This is a genomic window from Paenibacillus woosongensis, assembly GCF_030122845.1.
In the GTDB taxonomy this organism is placed as follows: Bacteria; Bacillota; Bacilli; order Paenibacillales; family Paenibacillaceae; genus Fontibacillus; species Fontibacillus woosongensis_A.
Map to the genome: position 1 here is coordinate 180589 of NZ_CP126084.1, position 19923 is coordinate 200511.

The 19923-nt window shown below is 50.2% G+C and carries 18 protein-coding genes and 1 tRNA gene; 13 read left to right on the top strand and 6 right to left on the bottom strand.

Features of this window, described 5'->3' with window-relative positions; genetic code table 11:
• The first annotated feature begins 44 nt into the window (after positions 1 to 44).
• The 10 genes from rapZ to QNH46_RS00930 all read left to right on the top strand — a co-directional run bounded on the left by rapZ (position 45) and on the right by QNH46_RS00930 (position 9381).
• Entirely contained in the window at positions 45 to 938 is an 894-nt protein-coding gene (gene rapZ / locus QNH46_RS00885; RefSeq protein ID WP_283926519.1) for an RNase adapter RapZ, read from the top strand.
• Between the two features lie 17 nt (positions 939 to 955).
• Positions 956 to 1942, top strand: coding sequence for a gluconeogenesis factor YvcK family protein (locus tag QNH46_RS00890; RefSeq protein ID WP_283926520.1), 987 nt, complete (start codon positions 956 to 958; stop codon positions 1940 to 1942).
• A gap of 5 nt (positions 1943 to 1947) precedes the next feature.
• Positions 1948 to 2886, top strand: coding sequence for a DNA-binding protein WhiA (gene whiA, locus QNH46_RS00895; RefSeq protein ID WP_213594767.1), 939 nt, complete (start codon positions 1948 to 1950; stop codon positions 2884 to 2886).
• A 100-nt stretch (positions 2887 to 2986) separates the two neighbouring features.
• On the top strand, positions 2987 to 3256 hold the full coding sequence (locus QNH46_RS00900; protein WP_019640181.1) for an HPr family phosphocarrier protein: 270 nt from the start codon (positions 2987 to 2989) through the stop codon (positions 3254 to 3256).
• Positions 3257 to 3437: 181 nt separating this feature from the next.
• Entirely contained in the window at positions 3438 to 4190 is a 753-nt protein-coding gene (locus QNH46_RS00905; protein ID WP_283926521.1) for an SIMPL domain-containing protein, read from the top strand.
• Positions 4191 to 4458: 268 nt separating this feature from the next.
• Positions 4459 to 5427 (top strand): ABC transporter ATP-binding protein, encoded by a 969-nt coding sequence (locus QNH46_RS00910; protein WP_213594763.1) that lies wholly within the window; start codon positions 4459 to 4461, stop codon positions 5425 to 5427.
• Complete coding sequence (locus tag QNH46_RS00915) at positions 5424 to 6272, top strand: ABC transporter permease (protein ID WP_283926522.1); 849 nt, start codon at positions 5424 to 5426, stop codon at positions 6270 to 6272. The genes QNH46_RS00910 and QNH46_RS00915 overlap by 4 nt, the downstream gene beginning before the upstream one ends.
• Positions 6272 to 7078, top strand: coding sequence for an ABC transporter permease (locus tag QNH46_RS00920; RefSeq protein ID WP_213594758.1), 807 nt, complete (start codon positions 6272 to 6274; stop codon positions 7076 to 7078). Before QNH46_RS00915 ends, QNH46_RS00920 begins: the two co-directional genes overlap by 1 nt.
• Positions 7079 to 7383: 305 nt before the next feature.
• The gene (locus QNH46_RS00925) at positions 7384 to 8433 is read left to right on the top strand and encodes an ABC transporter substrate-binding protein (RefSeq protein WP_283926523.1); all 1050 of its coding nucleotides are present in this window, start codon (positions 7384 to 7386) and stop codon (positions 8431 to 8433) included.
• Positions 8434 to 8583: 150 nt separating this feature from the next.
• Complete coding sequence (locus QNH46_RS00930) at positions 8584 to 9381, top strand: DUF3298 and DUF4163 domain-containing protein (protein WP_283926524.1); 798 nt, start codon at positions 8584 to 8586, stop codon at positions 9379 to 9381.
• 118 nt (positions 9382 to 9499) lie between these two features.
• Here the strand turns inward: QNH46_RS00930 and QNH46_RS00935 are convergent, their stop codons facing one another.
• From QNH46_RS00935 to QNH46_RS00960, 6 genes are all read right to left on the bottom strand, one after another.
• The gene (locus QNH46_RS00935) at positions 9500 to 10234 is read right to left on the bottom strand and encodes a DsbA family oxidoreductase (protein WP_283926525.1); all 735 of its coding nucleotides are present in this window, start codon (positions 10232 to 10234) and stop codon (positions 9500 to 9502) included.
• A gap of 29 nt (positions 10235 to 10263) precedes the next feature.
• Positions 10264 to 12060 carry an adenine deaminase gene (ade, locus tag QNH46_RS00940; protein WP_283926526.1) on the bottom strand — a complete coding sequence of 599 codons (1797 nt, stop codon included), beginning with the start codon at positions 12058 to 12060 and terminating at the stop codon, positions 10264 to 10266.
• A gap of 88 nt (positions 12061 to 12148) precedes the next feature.
• Positions 12149 to 12745, bottom strand: coding sequence for an ATP-dependent Clp endopeptidase proteolytic subunit ClpP (clpP, locus tag QNH46_RS00945; RefSeq protein WP_213594750.1), 597 nt, complete (start codon positions 12743 to 12745; stop codon positions 12149 to 12151).
• 344 nt (positions 12746 to 13089) lie between these two features.
• Positions 13090 to 13164: transfer RNA gene (locus QNH46_RS00950), tRNA-Arg, on the bottom strand.
• Positions 13165 to 13353: 189 nt separating this feature from the next.
• A complete protein-coding gene (locus QNH46_RS00955; RefSeq protein ID WP_213594748.1) occupies positions 13354 to 14673 on the bottom strand; it encodes an ABC transporter substrate-binding protein in 1320 nt (439 codons plus the stop codon).
• 156 nt (positions 14674 to 14829) lie between these two features.
• Positions 14830 to 15951, bottom strand: a complete 1122-nt coding sequence (locus QNH46_RS00960; protein WP_283926527.1) for an extracellular solute-binding protein — start codon at positions 15949 to 15951, stop codon at positions 14830 to 14832.
• A gap of 409 nt (positions 15952 to 16360) precedes the next feature.
• Between QNH46_RS00960 and QNH46_RS00965 the strand changes: the two genes are divergently transcribed.
• The 3 genes from QNH46_RS00965 to QNH46_RS00975 all read left to right on the top strand — a co-directional run bounded on the left by QNH46_RS00965 (position 16361) and on the right by QNH46_RS00975 (position 19897).
• On the top strand, positions 16361 to 17422 hold the full coding sequence (locus QNH46_RS00965) for a sugar-binding transcriptional regulator (RefSeq protein ID WP_283926528.1): 1062 nt from the start codon (positions 16361 to 16363) through the stop codon (positions 17420 to 17422).
• A gap of 81 nt (positions 17423 to 17503) precedes the next feature.
• Positions 17504 to 18514, top strand: coding sequence for a type I glyceraldehyde-3-phosphate dehydrogenase (gap, locus tag QNH46_RS00970; protein WP_055105504.1), 1011 nt, complete (start codon positions 17504 to 17506; stop codon positions 18512 to 18514).
• 201 nt (positions 18515 to 18715) lie between these two features.
• Positions 18716 to 19897 (top strand): phosphoglycerate kinase, encoded by a 1182-nt coding sequence (locus QNH46_RS00975; protein WP_283926529.1) that lies wholly within the window; start codon positions 18716 to 18718, stop codon positions 19895 to 19897.
• Positions 19898 to 19923 lie beyond the last annotated feature (26 nt).

Consider the following 19923-nt stretch of genomic DNA (forward strand, 5'->3'; position numbering starts at 1 on the left):
AATAGATAGAAGAAGACAGGAGAACTATACGAGGAGGGAAATGCATGTCAGACAAGGAGAAAGCTTCAGTAGCCAATTTGATTATCATTACAGGCATGTCGGGCGCAGGGAAGTCGCTCGCCGTTAGGAGCCTGGAAGATCTAGGATTCTTCTGCGTGGACAATTTGCCTCCAGTACTCATCCCCAAATTCGCTGAGCTGATCGAGCAATCGAATGGGAAAATCGCCAAGGTGGCACTGGTCATCGACCTGCGCGGCCGGGAGTTTTTTACTGCTTTATCTGAGTCGCTTGGCTATGTAAAAGATCATTTTACAATTAATTGTGAAATTTTATTCCTGGATGCGACCGATTCCGTGCTGGTGCAGCGCTATAAGGAAAGCCGCCGCCGCCACCCGCTTGCACCGGACGGCATGCCGCTCGACGGCATCCGGCTTGAGCGCAAAATGCTAGAGGAGCTGAAACTTTCTGCCACCCAGGTCATCGATACGAGCAATATCAAGCCTGCCCAGCTTAAAGAGAAGATCATTTCCCGCTTTTCTCATTTGGAGAGCAATCATTTATCCGTAAACATCACTTCCTTCGGATTTAAATACGGCATACCGATCGACGCCGATTTAGTTTTTGACGTCCGGTTTTTGCCAAACCCTCATTATATTGAGCAGCTTCGTCCACACACCGGACAAGACAGTGATGTATATGATTATGTTATGAAGTGGCCGGAGACACAGTCCTTCCTGACAAAACTGTTAGACATGCTGCATTTTCTGCTGCCTCAATACCATAAAGAGGGAAAAAGCCAGGTCATTATCGCCATTGGCTGTACCGGAGGGAAGCACCGTTCGGTCGCCATTGCCGAATATTTGGGCCGGATGCTCGGAACTAGTGAAACGGAGACGGTTCGCGTAAGCCATAGGGATGAGGGCCGAGACCGGCATTAAGAGGGTGAATCAAGACGATGAATCGAGCTAACGATACGAAAGTTCCGCGAATCGTAGTGATGGGCGGTGGAACCGGCCTATCCGTCATGCTTCGCGGGTTAAAGGAAAAACCGCTCGATATCACGGCCATTGTTACCGTCGCCGATGATGGGGGAAGCTCCGGGATTCTCCGGAATGAGCTGCATATGCCGCCTCCCGGCGACATTCGTAACGTATTGACCGCGCTTGCGGACGTAGAACCATTGCTGTCGAATATGCTTAGCTACCGTTTTTCCAACGGTTCTGGACTAGCAGGGCATAGTCTGGGCAATTTAATACTAGCGGCAATTACGGATATATCCGGAGATTTCGTCACGGCCGTCCGGGAGCTGAGCCGCGTGTTCGCGGTACGCGGCCGCGTGCTTCCCGCCGCCGATCAGGCGGTGGTGCTGCATGCGGAGATGGAGGACGGGACGATCGTGACCGGGGAATCGAAGATTCCCGAGGCCCGGGGGAAGATCAAGCGAATTTTCCTGGAGCCGGAGGAGGTCGAGCCGCTGCCGGAGGCGTGCGAGGCGATTCGCGAGGCTGATGCCATTCTGATCGGCCCGGGCAGCCTATACACGAGCATTATTCCGAATCTGCTCGTTCCGAAGCTGACGGAAGCGGTTCTGTCCAACAAGAACGCGATCAAAATTTTTGTCTGCAACGTCATGACCCAGCCTGGCGAGACGGATAACTATGCGGTAAGCGACCATCTCCAGGCCATTTACGATCACGTAGGCCATCATTTATTTGATTATGTCATCGTCAATGACGGCGAAATTCCGACTCAGGTTCAGGATTTCTATGCCGAGCAAGGCGCTAAGCCGGTCGAGGTCGACTGGGATGTCGTTACGGGCCGTGGCTACAAAGTCATTGCCGACACGCTCGTGTTGTTCCGTCGCTATTTGCGCCATGATGCCGACAAATTGAGTCAGCATATTTACCAATTGGTGCAAAACTGGAATTTACGAAAGAGGTGAGATCCTTGTCGTTTGCGGCGCAAACCAAAAAGGAACTAACGATGGTCGAGGCTGATTCCTGCTGCGAGCAGGCCGAGCTGTCCGCGTTAATCCGGATGAATGGCTCGGTACAGGTTTCGAACAAGAAGGTTGTTCTGGACATCTCTACGGAAAACGCCGCGATAGCAAGGCGAATTTATTCCTTACTGAAGAAGCACTTTCAGGTTCATACGGAACTGCTTGTACGCAAGAAAATGCGGCTTAAGAAAAATAATGTCTATATCGTACGAATTCCGGCCAAGGTTCAGGAAATACTGAAGACGTTGAACATCGTGTCTGAAGGTTTTATTTTTACGCCGGGGATTAATCCAGAATTGACCCGGAAAAACTGTTGTAAACGGGCCTACCTGCGCGGGGCGTTCATGGCGGGAGGCTCCGTTAATAACCCGGAGGGCTCCTCGTATCATCTGGAGATCGCCTCCATGTATGAGGAGCACTGCAAGGCCCTGGTGGAGCTCGCTAATGAATTTCATCTGAATGCGCGATGCATCGAACGTAAGAAGGGCTTTATTTTCTACATCAAAGAGGGAGAGAAGATTATCGAGCTGCTGAACATTATCGGTGCCCACCAGGCGTTATTCAAATTCGAGGATGTGCGTATCATGCGCGATATGCGCAACTCGGTCAACCGGATCGTGAACTGCGAAACGGCGAACTTGAATAAAACGATCGGAGCGGCCGTCAGGCAGATCGAAAATATCAGGCTCTTGGAGAAAGAAGTGGGACTTGAGAACCTTCCGGAGAAGCTGCGCGAGGTTGCGGAAGTGCGTCTCGCTCATCCCGATATGAACCTCAAAGAGGTCGGGGAGCTGCTCAAAAGCAAGGTCAGCAAGTCAGGCGTTAACCACAGACTGCGGAAAATCGATGAGCTGGCGGAAAAAATTCGCGGGGGTACAGGCCTATAGCTAGTCTGTTACAGTCTGTATATGATATAATGATATAAATTTACCATGATCACATAGTTCTACAACATGCTATTGAATTCGTAATAGGGGGTAAGGTTTCATGATCAAACACCCGGTAACTGTTCGATTGAAAACGGGTCTACACGCTCGGCCGGCAGCGCTTTTCGTCCAGGAAGCGAATAAATACTCATCTGAAATATTTGTTGAGAAAGACGATAAAAAAGTAAATGCTAAAAGTATCATGGGTATTATGAGCCTTGCCATTAGCACCGGAACGGAAATCTACATCAGTGCGGATGGCGCAGACGCGGAGCAAGCCGCAAACGCTTTAATTAATCTGGTTAGCAAAGAGGAACTGGAGAACCAGTAATAGGGTTTATGCCAGTGTTCTTGAAGGGATGATTTCGGGGTTCCTGCCGCGAAGTCATCCCTTTTTAAATTGAAATGGCCCAGGATCATATTTTTCCAAAAGAATGAATCCATTGCTGCAACATTTGCATATGAGCCGTCGTTTAGTAGTTAAACTCACCCTATATTGGAGGTCATTACTAATGAAAAAATGGTTCAAGCCGATTGGCGCAGTTGTGATCGCAAGTGCATTAGTGGTTGGAGGAACTTGGATTGGCGGGGGACTGGATATGGCACAGCCTGTATACGCTGACAATGAGGCGCAGCGCAATGTCATCAACGTCACTGGCAGCGGTGAAATTATGATTAAGCCGGACGTAGCGTATATTTCCGTAGGGGTAGAGACACAGGCGGCTACGGCGAAGGAGGCGCAGAGCCAAAATGCAGCCCAGATGGCCAAGGTGAACGCGCTGCTCAAGGATACGTGGAAGCTGGATACAAAGGATATGAAGACAGGCCAGTTCTCCGTGCAGCCGAACTACAGTTATTCCGAGAAGGAAGGCCAGAAGGTCAAGGGCTATTCCGCTTACCATACACTGTCGATTACTTACCGCGATCTGGAGAAGGTAGGCCAACTGCTGGACGAAATTACGAAGGCAGGGGCTAACCGCATTGACAATGTCCGCTTCTCCACCGAGAATCCCGATCAATATCAGGAGCAGGTGATCGAGAAGGCGATGGCTAATGCGGACATGAAAGCCGCCGCAATTGCCAAGGCCGCCAAACGCCAAGTCGGTGTTGTGCTGAGCGTCACTCAGGCCAGCAACGATTACGCGCCTTATATGAATGTGAGCTTCGCCGTAGCGGAGAAGGCATCCATGGATCAGAGAACCTCCATCGAGCCGGGAGAAATCAGTGTAAAGACAACACTCTCTGTGATGTACGAGATGAAATAATCTGGAAGCCTCTAGGGCCTTGTACCAGGGCCGTGATGCGGGAATCTGTCCAAGGACAGCGGCATCGCGGCTTTTTTAATGAGCCGAATTCACGAAAAACCTTCACAAAACTTCCTCTAGTTCTGCCAAACGGCCTAGAAAAGTGTTGTATCTAGGGACAAAACAAGGTATAGTGAATATGCAAAAAATGAATCGACTGACCTGTTAAAAGCCATACCAATGGATATGGCTTTTTTTTCTTAGTAGACTTAAAGGAGTTGGTGCATACATGATTGAACTGTCCGAAGTTGAGAAAAGCTTTGCAGGACAAGTCGTTGTGCATCCGCTATCGCTCACCATACAAGAGGGGGAGTTCCTAACCCTGCTGGGCCCGAGCGGCTGCGGCAAGACGACGATTTTACGCATGATCGCCGGGTTCGAGCATCCGACAAGCGGCAAAATTATGCTGGACGGCAAGGACTTGACCGATCTGCCTCCGAACCGCCGGGATTTGAACCTGGTATTCCAGCACTATGCATTATTCCCGCATATGACGGTAGAGGATAATATCGCATTTGGACTGAAAATGAAGAAAATACCGTCCAAGGAGCAGCGCCAGCGGGTTGAGGAAGCGGTTACGATGACCCAGCTGACTCCGCTGATCAAGCGTTATCCGCATCAGCTGTCCGGCGGACAGCAGCAGCGCGTAGCGATCGCCCGGGCGATTGCGAACAAGCCGAAGGTCCTGCTGCTGGACGAGCCGCTGAGCGCCCTTGATTTGCAGCTTCGCAAGAATCTGCAATCCGAGCTGAAGCAATTGCAGCGCAGCTTGGGGATTACGTTTGTATACGTCACCCACGACCAGGAGGAAGCGATGATGCTGTCCGACCGGATCGTGATTATGAATAACGGACAAGTGGAACAAATCGGCACGCCGCGTGAAATTTATGCTAAGCCAGCCACCCTGTTCTCCGCCACCTTTGTAGGAGAGAATAACATTTTCTCCAGCGATGGGCGGCTATTTGCTGTGCGTCCGGAGAAATTACGGGCGAGTAGGCAGGTGGAAGGCTCGAAGCGCAGCGGAGAGGTCATGGATGTGCTCTACCTGGGCAGCATTCACAAGCTGATCGTTCAGTTGGATAACGAGCCGATGACGGTGTCCATCATATTTGATATTACGGATGATCGTCCTTGGAGCATCGGCGACAAGGTAGGAGTAGACTGGAATGCCGAGGACGAGGTGGTAATCGGGCCATGAGGAAATCGAGCCTGTCGGTACTGCCGGTGGTGTTATGGCTGGGCGTTTTTATGCTCATTCCGATGCTTATTGTTGTCGGCATGTCGTTTATGGGCCGTGACCAGGTTGGCGGCGTCGTAGCCGGCTTCAGCTTGGATGCTTATGCCCGCTTTTTCGATCCGCTGTATTTGGGGATATATTGGGATACGATCGTACTGTCCGTCATGACGACGGTGATCTGTCTGCTGCTGAGCTATCCGCTAGCTTATTATATTGCCAATGCTGGACCGAGAAGACAGACCTGGGGACTGATTCTGGTGACAATTCCGTTCTGGATCAACTTCCTGATTCGCACCTATGCCTGGGTTCTACTGCTTCGCACGCAGGGCGTCGTCAACAATTTGCTGATCGATATCGGACTGATTCACGAGCCGCTGCAGCTGCTGTATACGCGGGGAGCCGTTCTGCTTGGTATGGTCTATACGTTTATTCCCTTTATGGTGCTGCCGATCTATGTTGCGCTGGAACAAATGGACAAAAAGCTGCTGGAGGCGGCCAGCGACCTTGGCGCATCGCCATGGAAGTCGTTCTGGCACATTACGGTGCCGCAGACCAGATCCGGCATCATGACGGGTTCGGTGCTGGTCTATGTCTCTACCACGGGAATGTTCGTTGTAACGGACATTCTGGGCGGCGCGAAATCGGCGATGATCAGCAACGTCATTCAGGCGCAATTCTCGGGAGCGAGGGATTGGCCGTTCGGTTCGGCGCTGTCGATCATTTTTGTGATCACGTCGTTGATTATGATCGCGCTGTTTAACAAAGCAATGACTTCCAGGCACCTCAAAGTAAAGGAGGGGCGCTGATGAAGACGAAGACGCATCCATTGCTCGGCTTTCATTCGCTGCTGATGATGGTGTTTATTTACGTGCCGATCGCTTTTATAATTGCATATTCCTTTAATAGTTCGCGTCTGGCTGCCGACTGGAGCGGCTTCACGCTGGACTGGTATTTCTCTTTGTTTAAAAACCGCCGGGTCATCGAGGCGCTGAGCAACAGCTTAATCGTTGCTGCGGTATCCACTGTAGCATCTACCATTCTGGGAACGATGGCCGCGCTGTCGATGAGAAAGTTGAACCGCAAGATGCGGGCCGGGATGGGCGGTCTGCTCTACCTGCCGATCATCATTCCGGATATTATTATGGGATTATCCTTGCTTGTCCTGTTCACCCAGTTCCATATTCCGATGGGCAAGCTGACGATTATTCTAGCCCATATTACGTTTAGCATGTCCTATGTTTACGTTGTGGTCAGCACGAGGCTGGCGGACATGGGGAAGCAGCTGGAGGAAGCAGCGAACGACTTGGGGGCGGATGCGTGGCAGACGTTCCGTTATGTCACATTTCCGCAAATCATGCCTGGTATCGTGGCTGGTGCGCTTATCGCCTTTACGTTGTCCTTGGATGATTTTATGGTGAGCTTCTTCGTCAGCGGGCCTAGCTCGACGACGCTGCCGATCTATATTTACGGGCAAGTAAAACGGGGTATTTCCCCGGAAATTAATGCGTTGTGTACCATTCTGATCATCGTCAGCGTCACATTGATTTTACTGGCGCAATATGCGTTGAATCGGGGCAAAGGGCAAAAGAAAAAATCCCTCCTCCCATTCTAATGAGAGGTAATGCACTGAAAAGTTGACTTTTTGAACATGATTAAAGTAAATAAGATTAATTAAAGAATGGATGCAGGCAAGGGAGAAAAATGATTCCGAAGAAATGAAAGCTTTCTGAAGGAAAGCTGCTTCGGAAGCATAAGCTTGTGACTCGGCTTTGTGATCGGATTTCTGCCTCATATGAATTTATATACTCCAAGAAATCCGGGAACAACAGCGATCGTAGGAGCAATTTACGTACTTGCCCTACATCCTTCTCAACTGTCCAACTTATAATAGGTTATTAAAGAGAGGAGATCAAAGAATTGAAAAAAATGAGATGGGCCGGCGTACTGCTGGCGAGCATGTTAGTTATTTCCCTCTTGTCCGGATGCGGATCATCTGGCAAGGAAACGTTGAACATCTACAGCTGGGCGGATAACTTTGACGCCGACGTACTCGCTGATTTTGAAAAAGAATATAACGTAAAAATTGTATATGACGTGTTTGCCAACAACGAGGATCTGCTTGCGAAGATCAAAACGGGCGGCAGCGGTTACGACTTGATTCAGCCTTCCGACTATATGGTCGACACCATGATTAAAGAGGGGCTGCTGGCACCGCTGAACATGGAGAACATCCCGAACTTCGAGAACATCGATCCTGCGTTTAAGGATCCTGTGTTCGACCCGGGCAACAAGTATTCCATCGTTTATATGACCGGCGTGACGGGAATTGCATACAACAAGAAATACATCAAGGACGAGATCGACAGCTGGGAAGATCTGTGGAACCCGGCTTACAAAGGAAAGGTGTTGCTGCTGGACGATAACCGCGAAGTGATCGGGATGGCTCTGAAAAAAGCCGGCAAATCGAACAGCTCGACAGACGAAGCAGAAATCGGCGCTGCGGTGGACGACTTGAAGCAGCTGCTGCCAAGCGTGCTTGCTTTTGATACGGATAATATTAAGAATAAAATGATCCAGGAAGAGGGCTGGATTGGCACAGTCTGGTCGGGCGATGCTTCCGTGATTGCCAGTGACAATCCGGACGTAGCATATGTTGTGCCTAAAGAAGGCGGTACGATCTGGGCCGATAATTATGCGATTCCGAAGGATGCGAAGAACAAGGAGCTGGCAGAGAAGTTCATCAACTACATGCTGGAGCCTGAAGTAAGCGCGAAGAACTACGAGTCGATCGGCTATAGCGATCCGAATATCAAGGCGAAGGAGTTCCATAGCGACGAATATAATGCCGATACGATGATCAACCTTTCTGCGGATGAGCTGTCCCGCACAGAATGGCTTGGCGACGTTGGGGATAAGCTGCAGCTCTACGACCGTTACTGGACAGAGCTGAAGAGCGGACGGGAATAACGGCCATCGATTGGCAACAATAATTTACAACAGCGAGGCGCATTTGCGCTTCGCTTTTTTTGTGGTCTCATACGCTTAATCGGATGTTGGGCATGATTTTGCTGGAAGAGGGACATAATTCGACTATCCAAGGAAAGAGGTGAGGCAAAGATGATGATGTGGAAGAACTGCCGGATTGGGTTAGGCCTGCTCGCGGCCGTGTTGTTATCGGCGGGAATGCTGCTTGAAGGCAACGTTGGCGCAGAGGATGGGGCTCTGGGAATGGGAGTTCAAGCCAAGCAGACACCATTCGCAGGGACAACCCAAGCAACAGCAGCTGCCGAACAAGGGGTTAAAGTCGAGACGCGAACAATAACGAAGTCCTTGCCAGGGGCATCGATTAAAGCGGAATATCCCCATATAAGCGGTTTGAAGAGCAAATCGGTCCAACGGAAGCTTAATTCGTACTTCACAGCCCGCGCGGAGGATTTCGTGAAGAAATCCGTTAAGGAAGCAAAGCAGAACCAGCCTTCCCCAAGCGGGAATAAGTATGAATTTCTGGCTAACTATACGGTCACCTATAACAAGAATTGCATTCTGAGCCTCTATGAGCAGACCTATGCTTACACCGGGGGAGCACATGGAAACAGCTACCGGGAAGGGCTGACCTTTCGGCTGAAGGACGGCAAGCGGCTAACGCTTGACGAGCTGCTGCGGGCGAATCCGAATTATCGCCAGATCGTCGATCCTGCCATAGCTCAGCAATTACAGCAGACGCAGGGCTATTTCGGCAATTTCAAGACGATTGGCCCGAATCCGTCGTATTACGTCAAGGACGAGGGTGTCGTCATCTTTTTCCCGTTGTATGAGTATTTGCCTTATGTGAACGGATTTCCGGAGTTCTATTTTCCTTTCTCGCAGCTGCTGCCTTCAGGTACGAATCCGTTTGATTTCACGAGACACAAATAATACTATTATGTTTTGCGATAGTGGAACAATTCTATGGTTACGAAAAAGCTCCCCTCATAAGGACGGGTATTTAACCTGCCTGTGATGAGGGGAGCTTTTGTCAGTTCTGGATGAGCTCCTAAACGGAGCAAGAGCCGTCCGAGCAGGAGGGGTCGGAATTCGGGCCTGTGTCCGAATTTCCGCCAGCCTGGCCAGAAATCACTTGCAATGGCTGCTGCTGTTCTTCCTGCCACACCTGCTCAAGCACTTCCAGGAATGTTCCGCTTGGCTGCGCGCCGGATACGGCGTATTTATCGTTGAAGACAAAAAAAGGAACACCGGTAATTCCAAGACGAGCGCCCTGCTGGAGTTCGCCGATTACTGCGGAATCGAAGGCGCCTTCCTCAAGAACGCGAAGAGCCTCCTGTTCGTTGAGGCCTACTTCGGCCGATAGCCGGGCAAGCGTAGGATGGTCGCCGAGATCAAGACCTTCCGTGAAATAAGCTTGGAACAACCGTTCGGCCAGCTCGTTTCCTTTGCCATGCTGTTTGGCGAACTGCGTCAATTGATGGGCATCATGGGTGTTCGTGGGGATGACGTTATCCATGTGGTACTCCAGCCCGACTTCAGCGGCTTGCATAGTGACTTGCTCATTCATTTGTTTGGCTCGTTCGTAGGGCATGCCGTATTTCTCGGCCAGCACCGTGTTAATATCCTTGCCGGTCTTCTTCTCGGCATCGGGCGCGAGCTCGAAGCTGCGGAAGCCAACTTGGACTTGGTCGCCATGAGGGAATTGCTTCAGGGCTGCTTCGAATTTGCGTTTGCCGATATAGCAGAATGGGCAAGCAAAGTCTGACCATATGTCTACTTTCATGGGATTGCCTCCTTAAATTTACTCTTCTATCATTCAATAATTTCTACAGGAATAAGCTTGAACTCGGTGACGTCAACCAGACCGCGATTTGAAATGCGGATCTCCGGAATGACCGGCAGGGCGATCAGCGAGAAGGTCATGAACGGTGCATTCAATGGACAGCCCAACTGCTGCCAGGCCGCAGCAAGCTGCTTCACTTCCCTGGTTACAGTCTCCAGCGGCTGATCGGACATCAAGCCGGCGATGACCATAGGCACCGAGGCGAGGACTTGGCCGTTCTCCACCGCAATCATGCCACCGCCAAGCCGGGCTAGCTCATTGGCTGCGAGAGCCATATCCTCTGCATTCGTTCCCATGACGAGCAGGTTGTGGCTGTCATGGGCCACTGTAGAAGCAACCGCTCCGCTTCTCAATTGGAAGCCCTGGGCGAAGGCCAGAGAGATTTGTCCGGTGCCATGATGACGCTCAATGCACGCCAGCTGTACGATATCCTGCTTAGGGTCAAGCTGGATAATGCCGCCGGAGACCTGCAGCGTCGCTGTTGCCTTCGCCGTGCGGGCGCTGTTCTCGATTGCTTGGATGAGATGCACCTTGGTGCTTGTTCCCTGGCTTCGGCTGCTCAGCAGGAAGTCCGCTGCAGTAAGCGGGCGGGCTAAATGAACCGATTGCCGTATTTTCTCCGGATAGACATAGCTGGGAAACTGAGCTATCAGTCTGCCGCGATCATAGACCAGTTCGCCGTTCGTAATAACGCTGGAAGGCTCCATTTGCCGCAAATCATCGATAAGCAGCAGATCGGCGCATTTGCCCGGGGCGATTCCGCCGATATCGCCATCGAGCTTGAAGTAGCGAGCTGTGTTGATCGTCCCCATCTGAATAGCGGTAACCGGGTCAACACCTTCCTCTATAGCACGGCGGACAACATGGTTGAGATGTCCCTTCTCAACCAGCGTTTCCGGGTAGACGTCATCGGTAACAAGCATAATGTTGTCGGTTCTTACACGATCTTCAGTGACGACCTTGATAACCTCCTTGACGTCATGCCAGGCGGAGCCCTCGCGGATCATCAGATGCATGCCGAGCCTTAGCTTAGCCAAGCCTTGCTCTCTTGTAACCGTCTCGTGACAGGAGGTCACACCCGCGGCAATGTAGGCCTGAAGCTGCTGCTCGTCGTCGCTAGGGAAGTGGCCGGTGACCGCTTTGCCGGCTTCCATGGTGGCTTTGATTTCCCCGGTCATTTTCGGTTCGCCATGCACGACGCCGGGGAAGTTCATCACCTCGCCCAAGCCCGCAACACCGTCCCAGGTCATGCCCTCTGCGATGTCGTCGACATGCAGCTCGGCGCCGGCATCCTCGAGATCCGTCGTAGACGGAACACAGGAAGGGAAGGTGGTGTATACCTTCAGTGGCAAACCGCGGCCTTCTTCATGCATGAGGCGGACCCCTTCCGTTCCGAATACGTTGGCGATTTCATGCGGATCCATAAATATAGCAGTGGTTCCTTTGGCTAGCGCCGCTTTGGAGAATTCGGTGACAGACAGCATCGTACTTTCAACGTGCATATGTCCATCCAGCAGACCTGGTGAAATATACCGGCCAGCGGCGTCGATCACCTGCGTACTAGCTCCTATTGTATGTAAGGCATGGCCTACATAAGCAATGCGGCCATGCTTGATGGCTACATCCGTGTTCTCGATCAGTTCGCCGGTGTATACGTTCACCAGCGTACCGTTAGTGACGACCAGATCGGCGGGCTCTGCCCCCATGGCAACCTGGCCCAGGCTGTGGCTGACGTCATATTGTTTGTTCGTTCGGTTATGGCTCATTTCTCTGGTCTCCTTTACACCTAGCACCCTAATTGCAAGAAAGACTGTCCTCCAAGCTATGCTTGGAAGACAGCCTTATTTACAATCGTTACACTCCAGCAGGAGTGACTTTCTCAATCACTTTGTCCACAATGCCATATTCCATTGCTTCGGCAGCGCTCATAAAGTAATCGCGGTCCGTATCCTTCTCAATCCGCTCCAACGGCTGTCCAGTACGCTCCGCAAGAATATGATTCAGTTTATCGCGCATTTTCAGGATGCGGCGAGCCCGGATTTCGATGTCCGTCGCTTGTCCTTCCGCACCGCCTAGCGGCTGATGGATCATGATCTCGCTGTTAGGCAGCGCATAACGCTTGCCTTTCGCGCCTGCGTTCAGCAGGAAAGCGCCCATAGAAGCAGCCAGTCCGACACAAATCGTCGATACGTCTGATTTAATAAATTGCATCGTATCATAAATCGCCATCCCTGCGGTAATTGAGCCGCCAGGGCTATTAATGTACAAATGAATATCTTTGCCTGGGTCTTCTGCATCCAGGAATAGCATTTGCGCGATGATGGAGTTGGCAACGACGTCATTCACTCCGCTACCAAGGAAGATAATACGGTCTTTCAGCAGTCTGGAATAAATGTCGTATGCGCGTTCTCCGCGGTTGCTTTGTTCAACGACCATTGGAATATAACTCACCGATAAAACCTCCTTAGATTGGTTCGAGCTCCTACTAGCGTCTCTTCGATAAAGGCCGGGCCAATCGCGAAGCGAGCAGTATAGCCTCCATTGTAATATAGATTCATGTATCGATTCAATCAATCTCATAATTGACGAAATCGAGAATTATTAACCTCATCATAAACAATTTTAAGTAGAAAGTCAAAGATGGTCAAACTATAAAAAAAGAAAAAGCACCACTTGGTTTGGTGCATTCATGATCCGTTCCGGTTCTGACAGTAATAAGAACGCTGCTTGCGTGCTGTAGAAAAATAAAAAAAGCCTTATTTAAGGCTTTGCGCGTTTGAAGGTTGAAATTTAGATGGCGCGCCCGCGAGGAATCGAACCTCGATCTCAGGCTCCGGAGGCCTACGTCATATCCATTGGACCACGGGCGCAAATTTAGCGTAACAAAAATGATTATATGGCATCGGGGGACAAATTTCAAGTGGCAAATTTTATTCTGCGCCAACACGTGTGTAGACGGCATGTCCGTCTGCCCCCAAGAGCCATACTGCGGGTTGAGAGACTGCCTAGCGGGACAAACTCGGCCGAAACGTGTTGGCGGCCTGTATTTACTTTGCGCTTTACTGCTTCAGCTCAAGCTCGGCGAGTGTTGTATCGACCGCCTCTTGGCCACGCAGCTCCGCCTCCGCGAGCGCTTCCTCCAGCGTCAGCTCATTTTGCAGGAGCCGATCCAGCACGGATTGAGCGGCAGATTGAAAAGCATCCAGCACATTGGCGTCGACCTGGGTATACGGGTCGATGTAATCGGGGTTAGCCTGAAGCGAATAAAGGGGAGAGAGATCATGCCCGGTTACCGGGTGGACATATTCGGTTACGGCCGGCAAGCCGTAATTGGGCTGTTTCTGAGCCAGCAGACGGCTGTTGAGAGCATCACCAGCAATGAATTTGACGAGTTCAAGCGCTTCTTCCGGATGCTCTGAAATTGAAGAGACGCCAAAAAAGTCAAAGATCTCATAAAAGTTGGAGGTGTCAGGATTCAGCGGGTCAATAGGCGCGCTAACCACTCCCCAGTCAAGCATTGTACCGCCTTCAAAATGGGAGAAGGGCTCGAAGTTATAAGCGAGAACATTGGAGCTCACAGTCATTGCCGCATCCTCTGTCAAGAATGCGGGATGCTTCATTGAATCAAGCTCTTCTCCTAGGTCATAAACGACACCTGCACGGAAAGCCTGAACCGCGTTGGACCAGATCGATTTCCAGTGTTCGGTATTCATTGTTACTTTCATGGTATGGGGATCGAAATAAGACAAGTTCTCCGTCTCCCCGGCTTTAAGGATATAGTTCATCGTCACGTTCTTGTAATAATTCATTTGGATGCCGTACAAGCGGTTGCCTTCTTTATCTTCAGTAGGAAATCGCTGCGCCAGAGCAAATACATCGCTCCAGCTCATTCCGTCGTACGGATAAGCAATATTATATTCATCAAACAGCTTCTTGTTGAAATATAGCGCTTCGCTATGAAAAGTAGGAGCTAACGCATAGTAGCGGCCGTCCTCGGAAGCTGAGCTAAGTAGTGCGGTAACGATTGGCGAGAGATCTCCTTCGTTCGTTGATGGATTTAATAGGGGCGGAGGGATCTGTCTAAGCTTACCTTGCTCTATTGCTGCTTTGTATTGGTCCATTCCGTTTATATAGATTACATCAGCCTCTGCATCGAAGCTGCCACCGTCCGTTCCGGGTTCATCCTGGATGACCTGGATTTCAATATAGGGATGCGACTTCTGGAAAGCAAAGCCGAACATTTTATAGAACTGCTGTGCAGACGGATAGCTGACTTTGATCGTAATCGGTTGAACCTGCTGGGGCCTTTGGCAGCCTGTAAGTGACGAAAAAACGATGATAAGAAGTAAAGGTATGAACAGTCCGCGTTTTATGGGCATATGTATGTTCCTCCTTGTAAGTGAAGAATAGGGCGGGATAGACCCGCCCTATTTATTACCAGCTATCTGATGCATAATCCTGGGCGTATTTGCCTCCAGAGAAATAAGTTCTTGATGCTTCCCGATTACATCAACCTAATTGCAGAGTCGGTACAGTTATTGAATTTCTTTCTTCGCGATTTCAGCTAAAGCCTGTTCTGCTGTTGCATTACCGGTGATGGCCTGTTCTATCGCTTCATTTAGAAGCTCATAAATGGTGCTTGGAACCGGGCTTGTACGATATGCGGGTCTAAGCTTGTAGAAGGCTTCTATATCTGAGGTGCTCTGCCCCATGGAAGTGTAAGCCGTGAGTGAAGAAAAGCCATAAACGGAACGATACGACCACTTGGCAGTTTGATCTGACATAAAGAAACGGATTAATTCCCAGGCTGCATCGCTTTCGGTCGAGCTGGCAGGGATCGCCCACATGCCGTCCAACCCATAGTGGTGGCTTGAATCCGGCTCCGATGGATGGGTTGGCATGGTCACCAGCTTCCATTCCAGATCCGAGCCTTGCTGCTCCAGCTGAATCAATTCTTCGTATGTGATAATGCCCATGGCATACTCGCCTGTTAAAAATAAATTGTCATTTAAATCATGAAGGGCAATGTTACCTGTTCTTAGCGGCTCAAGAGTAAGCTCCAGCAAATTTGCCCATGAGGAGCTGTCCAAAGTGATTTGCTTCGTATCCTCATTGTAGGCTTGGAGGTTCTCGGTTTGCCCAACGTTAATTAAAAAGTGGGCGTTCGACGGGTAAGAATGCGTCAGGCCTTTGGGGAATTGATGGGCTAAATCAATGATTTCCTCCCAGGTCATCTGATCCTTGGGATATGGAACGCCATATTGGTCAAATAAACGAGAGTTGTATACAAGTGCCCGGCTATAGAAGGTTGGGGCCAGCCCGTATAGCTTGCCATCTCCATATTGCTTCATGAGTTCTACGGCGCTCGGTACGAAAGTATCCAGAGAGAAGGAGGTTTTTTGTATGTATGGATCAAGCTCCTGGAGAAATCCGTTATTTGCCAAATATTGCAAATAAGCCGGCGGAAGGTAGATTAGGTCTACAGTGTTCTCAGCAGTCCATTCTTGTACGGATATCCTCTCCGTTATTAAGTCACTTGTCGGTATTACATTGTAATTTAATTTCGGATATTCAATCGACAGCAAGGATGAATATCTATTCTCGAACTGCTTCTCTGAGAAGTAGCCGATGTTTAGGGTGAGTTCGCTGTCGTTCAATTCGGAAGGGGAGGGCTGACCCGTACATCCGGTTATAAAAAACAGGCAAATGATAAGAATATATGTTGTCCGAACACGCAATGAATACACCACATTTCCCAAAATTGTAATTAGATGAAAATTTAAGTATACCCTCGTCTCTACTCTTTGTAAATCAACAAACTAGATTGCTAGCATGCTGCTGCCGGCTTGCCGCAAAAAAGTCATAAAAACGCCGTTTTTCATGTCTTGGCGAATTTCATCGAAAATAATTGAATAAGCCTCCAGAAGATAGAGAAATATAGGGACATCACACTTGCAACTGGGACCAAAATTGGTTAAAATATCAGTGGGACTTAAAACGTTAACCCGGGACATTTTAAGGCCAAGGGAGATGGAGAGGAAGACGAAGCTTGCAGGAGTGGAAAGCATGCGAAATATTTTAGAAATGCAGAAGCAGCTTCTTCCAGATCTCATGGAAATTCTCAAAAAAAGGCATACCATACTTCACCAGATCATGTTATCGGATGTGATTGGTCGCAGAACCTTGGCGCTTTCACTAAACATGACGGAACGTGTACTGCGTGCCGAAACAGATCTCCTGAAGGCTCAAGGCCTGATTGAAATCGAGAATATAGGCATGAGGATTAGCGATTCGGGCAGGAAACTGCTAGAGGATATGGAGCCGATCGTAAAGGAAATATTCGGCCTCGCTAATTTGGAGGAGAGGATTCGCAAAGCCTTTGGATTGCGCAAAGTTGTGGTCATTCCTGGAGACTGGGAGACCTCTCCGCTGACGAAGCGGGAGCTCGGTCTGGCAGGTGCCAAAGCGTTGCTCGGGGCTATGCGCGGCGGAGACGTCGTAGCGGTCACAGGCGGCACAACGATGGCCGAGGTAGCGGAACAGCTGAATCCGCCGGCGAATGCAGCGTTCAAGCAGAATTGGTTCGTTCCGGCGCGCGGAGGGCTCGGCGAGAGCCTGGAAATCCAGGCCAATACGATTGCTTCTGGCATGGCTAAGCGGGTTGGAGCAGGGTACCGATTGCTGCATGTGCCTGATTTGCTCGGCAAGGAAGCGTATCAGTCACTGGTGCACGACCCGAACATTCAGGATATCGTGAGTACGATTCGCCAGGCGCGGATTGTTGTGCACGGCATCGGGGATGCTACGGAGATGGCCCGCCGCCGCAAGCTCGACGCGGCGATGATCGAGGACTTGCAGAAGGATGGCGCGGTCGCAGAATCATTTGGATACTATTTCGATGAAGAAGGCGTAGTTGTTCACAAAATGCTGACCCTGGGACTCCGTCTGGAAGACATCAGGAAGACGGACACGGTGATCGGAATCGCGGGCGGCAAAAGCAAGGCCAAAGCTATACACGCGGTGCTGCAGTTCGGACATGAAGACATTCTCGTCACGGACGAAGCCGCGGCAATGGACATCGTGAGCGAACTGGAGCACAAAGAAAGACAGCAGAACAGCGCAATTTGATCGTTTAACCTTATTTACTCATGACTGCCTATCAGGTGGTCTTGAATAATAAAAAAACAAACACACTGGGAGGATCTATCAATGAGTGTAAAAGTAGGTATTAACGGTTTTGGACGTATTGGACGTCTTGCTTTCCGTCGTATTCAAAACGTAGAAGGCATCGAAGTAGTAGCGATTAATGACTTGACCGACGCTAAAATGTTGGCTCATCTGTTGAAATATGATACAACTCAAGGCAGATTCGAAGGCGATGTAGAAGTTCACGACGGCTTCTTCAAAGTGAACGGCAAAGAAGTTAAAGTTCTGGCTAACCGCAACCCTGAAGAGCTTCCTTGGGGCGAGCTTGGCGTGGACATCGTTCTGGAGTGCACAGGCTTCTTCACCACGAAAGAAAAAGCTGAGCTTCACTTGAAAGGCGGCGCGAAGAAAGTTGTTATCTCCGCTCCAGCTACAGGTGACATGAAAACGATCGTTTACAACGTTAACCATGAAATCCTTGACGGCTCCGAGACGGTTATTTCCGGCGCTTCCTGTACGACGAACTGCTTGGCTCCAATGGCTAAGGTTCTGAATGACAAATTCGGTATCGTTGAAGGCTTGATGACAACAATCCACGCTTACACAGGCGACCAAAACACGCTTGACGCTCCTCATGCGAAAGGCGACTTCCGTCGTGCTCGCGCAGCTGCTGAGAACATCATTCCTAACACGACTGGTGCAGCTAAAGCTATCGGTCTGGTTATCCCTGAACTGCAAGGCAAACTTGACGGCGCAGCACAACGCGTGCCTGTAGCTACAGGTTCCCTGACTGAGCTTGTAACTGTTCTTGAGAAGAACGTAACGGCTGCTGAGATTAACGAAGCAATGAAAGCTGCTGCTGATCCAGAAACTTACGGCTACACAGAAGACGAGATCGTATCTTCCGACATCAAAGGAATCACTTTCGGTTCCCTGTTCGACGCTACGCAAACTAAAGTTCTTACTGTTGGCGACAAGCAGCTGGTTAAAACTGTAGCTTGGTATGACAACGAAATGTCCTACACAGCACAACTCGTTCGTACGCTGGAGTACTTCGCTAAAAAAGCTAAGTAATTCCGTTATATAGCACCCTATATACCAAAGAGGAGCGACCTGGCTGCAGGACTCCTCTTTGGTTCATGAAGTTATAGAATCGACATTCACACACACAAATTATAGAGATACAAGCACCGCTTAGGAGAGAAATCATTCAAGAGAACCCGTGGCGTATAGTGGCCTGAAGCCATAGCCGCATACCTTAGGAGGAACGTGGAGATGAACAAGAAAAGTGTACGTGATGTGGAAGTAACCGGCAAACGCGTGTTTGTCCGCGTCGATTTTAACGTCCCAGTTCAGGATGGTAAAATTTCCGATGATACTCGTATTCGTGAGACGCTGCCTACCATTAACTATTTGGTGGAGAAAGGCGCGAAAGTAATCCTTGCCAGCCATATGGGACGCCCGAAAGGCCAAGTGGTTGAATCGCTGCGCCTGAACCTGGCTGCAGAACGCCTGTCCGAATTGCTCGGCAAAAAAGTAGCGAAAGCTGACGAAGCTGTCGGCGAAGCAGTTAAAGCACAAGTAGCTGCCATGAACAATGGCGATGTACTTGTACTGGAGAATGTGCGCTTCTATCCAGGCGAAGAGAAAAACGATCCCGAGCTTGCGAAGCAATTCGCCGAACTGGCTGATCTGTTCGTTAATGACGCGTTTGGCGCGGCTCACCGTGCCCATGCTTCTACGGAAGGCATCGCTCATCATCTGCCAGCCGTATCCGGCCTGCTGATGGAGAAAGAGCTTGCTGTTCTTGGCAAAGCATTGTCCAATCCGGATCGTCCTTTCACAGCGATCATCGGCGGTTCCAAGGTTAAGGACAAAATCGATGTGATCGACAACCTGCTTAACATTGCCGACAACGTATTGATCGGCGGCGGCCTGACTTATACCTTCTTCAAAGCACAAGGCTATGAGATCGGTAAATCCCTGCTGGATGAGAGCAAGCTGGACGTTTCCCTCGGATTCATCGAGAAAGCGAAAAAGCTGGGCAAAAACTTCGAGCTTCCGGTAGACATCGTTGTTGCGGATGACTTCAGCGCGGATGCCAACCATAAAGTCGTTGATATCGACAGCATTCCTGCAGATTGGGAAGGCGTGGACATCGGACCGAAGACGCGCGCAAAGTATGCGGAAATTATCAAGAACTCCAAGCTGGTTGTATGGAACGGACCGATGGGCGTATTTGAAATTGATATTTTCTCAAACGGTACTCGCGAGGTAGCAGAAGCTTGCGCTTCGACGGAAGGCTACACGATTATCGGCGGCGGCGACTCGGCAGCGGCAACCGAGAAATTCAACCTGGCGGATAAAATGGACCACATCTCCACGGGCGGCGGCGCTTCCCTGGAATTCATGGAAGGCAAGGCGCTTCCAGGCGTTGTGGCTCTGAACGACAAGTAACACTATCAGTGAAAGATAAGGAGTGA